A 1,886-nucleotide genomic window follows, 5' to 3' on the forward strand; every position below is an offset into this window, starting at 1 on the left:
CCCTCTCTATCTCGCGGGTCTGGCTTCTCTATCTCGGCGTGCCGTTCGTCGCGGCGCGGGCCGCGGCGTGGAACGCCAGGATCTGCAGCTCGCCGGCCACGTCCACCGAGCGCACGACGACGTCGTCGGGCAGCTGCAGCGCCACCGGCGCGAAGGACAGGATCTCCCGCACGCCGCACGCGACGATCCGTTCGGCGATCCCCTGCGCCACCGGCCCGGGCGTCGCCAGGACCACCATCGACACGCCGGTGCGCGCGAGCACGTCCTCCAGCGCGTCGACGTGCTCGATCGTCAGCCCCGCCGCGGAGTTCCCGACCACCTGCGGGTCGGCGTCCAGCAGCGCCACCACCTGGAACCCGCGGGCCGCGTACCCCGAGTAGTTCGCCAGGGCGTGCCCCAGGTTGCCGATGCCGACGATGGCCAGCCGGTGCTCGGACCCGAGCCCCAGCGCCGTCGCGATGTACTGCGCCAGCGACTGCACGTCGTAGCCGACGCCGCGCGTGCCGAACGACCCGAGGTAGGACAGGTCCTTGCGCAGCTGCGCCGACCCCACCCCCGACCGTTCCGCCAGCTCCGACGACGACGTCGTCGTCACGCCGCCCTCCGCCAGGTCGCGCAGGGCGCGCAGGTAGTACGGCAGCCGCGCCACCGTCGCGGCCGGCACCGTCGCCTCACCGAGCTCGATCACTGCTGGATCACCCTGTCGTCCTCTCCCGGGCTCAGCGGGCCAGGCGCCGCGCCAGCCGCGCGCCGTCCACCCGCCAGAAGCCCTGCTGCACGCCGTCCACCTCGACGACGGGCACGTAGTCCCCATACTTGCCCACCAGGTCGCCGCCGGGACCGTCGACGTCGATGTCGACCTCCCGCCACGCCTCCCCCGCCGCACCGCACACGTCCGCGACCACTGCCCGAGCCTCCTCGCACAGGTGGCAGCCGACACGCGTGTACAGCAGCACCCGGGGTTCACCTGCGGATCCCTGCGGCCTGCTCACCTGCACAGCGTATCCGCGCCGATACAGTGGACCGCATGCCGTCGCCCGCCGAGTCGTCCCCGCCGGCGCGCGCCGCAGCATTCTTCGACGTCGACAACACCATCATCCGGGGCGCCAGCGCGTTCCACCTGGCGCGGGCGCTGTACCAGCGACGGTTCTTCGGCACGGGCGACCTGGTGCGGTTCGCGCTGATCCAGGCGAAGTACCTGATCTTCGGCGAGTCGCGCAGCCAGATCGAGACGGTGCGCTCCAAGGCGCTGTCCCTCATCGCGGGTCGGTCCGTGGCGGAGATCACCGCCGTCGGCGAGGACGTGTACGACACGGTGCTGGAGCTGCGCATCTTCCCCGGCACCAAGCGCCTGCTCGACGAGCACCTCGCGGCCGGCGACCAGGTGTGGCTCGTGACCGCGACGCCCGTGGAGATCGGCGGGCTCATCGCGCGCCGCCTCGGCGCCACCGGCTGCCTCGGCACCATCGCCGAGCACTCCGGGGGCTTCTACACCGGCCGCCTGGTGGGCGACCTCATGCACGGCGAGGCCAAGGGCGCGGCCGTGCGCGAGCTGGCCGAGCGCGAGGGCATCGACCTGTCCGCGTCGTACGCGTACGGCGACTCGCTCAACGACCTGCCGATGATGCGCACCGTCGGGCATCCCTGCCCCATCAACCCCGACGCCCGCCTGCGCCGGCACGCCAAGGAGGTCGGCTGGCCCATCCGCGAGTTCCGCGGCCGCGGACGGCGCGTGGCCGGGCGCGGGATGAAGACGGCGTCGTGGGCCGGCGCCGCCTGGGTCGCCGGGCTCGTGCTCCGCAGCATCCGCCGGAGGTTGCAGGGACGCTGACCGCGCCCGCACGTACCGGACACGGCGAACGGGCCCGGCTCCTCCGTGGAGGTGC

The 1,886-nt window shown here is 73.3% G+C and carries 3 protein-coding genes; 1 reads left to right on the forward strand and 2 read right to left on the reverse strand.

Annotation, left to right across the window (positions count from 1 at the left end; translation table 11 throughout):
* Positions 1-28: 28 nt before the first annotated feature.
* Together ACFUVW_RS20690 and ACFUVW_RS20695 are read right to left on the reverse strand one after the other, a co-directional pair.
* The gene (locus ACFUVW_RS20690; RefSeq protein ID WP_430573172.1) at positions 29-688 is read right to left on the reverse strand and encodes a redox-sensing transcriptional repressor Rex; all 660 of its coding nucleotides are present in this window, start codon (positions 686-688) and stop codon (positions 29-31) included.
* Between the two features lie 31 nt (positions 689-719).
* Positions 720-992 (reverse strand): glutaredoxin family protein, encoded by a 273-nt coding sequence (locus ACFUVW_RS20695; RefSeq protein WP_430573173.1) that lies wholly within the window; start codon positions 990-992, stop codon positions 720-722.
* A 35-nt stretch (positions 993-1,027) separates the two neighbouring features.
* Between ACFUVW_RS20695 and ACFUVW_RS20700 the strand changes: the two genes are divergently transcribed.
* A complete protein-coding gene (locus tag ACFUVW_RS20700) occupies positions 1,028-1,831 on the forward strand; it encodes an HAD family hydrolase (protein ID WP_430573174.1) in 804 nt (267 codons plus the stop codon).
* Positions 1,832-1,886: the final 55 nt, after the last annotated feature.

The organism is Isoptericola sp. NPDC057391, from assembly GCF_042668085.1.
Classification (GTDB): Bacteria; Actinomycetota; Actinomycetes; order Actinomycetales; family Cellulomonadaceae; genus Isoptericola.

Excerpts from the sequence above, each read along its gene's own strand:
- ACFUVW_RS20700 (WP_430573174.1), top strand. The coding sequence starts at position 1,028 with ATGCCGTCGCCCGCCGAGTCGTCCCCGCCGGCGCGCGCCGCAGCATTC.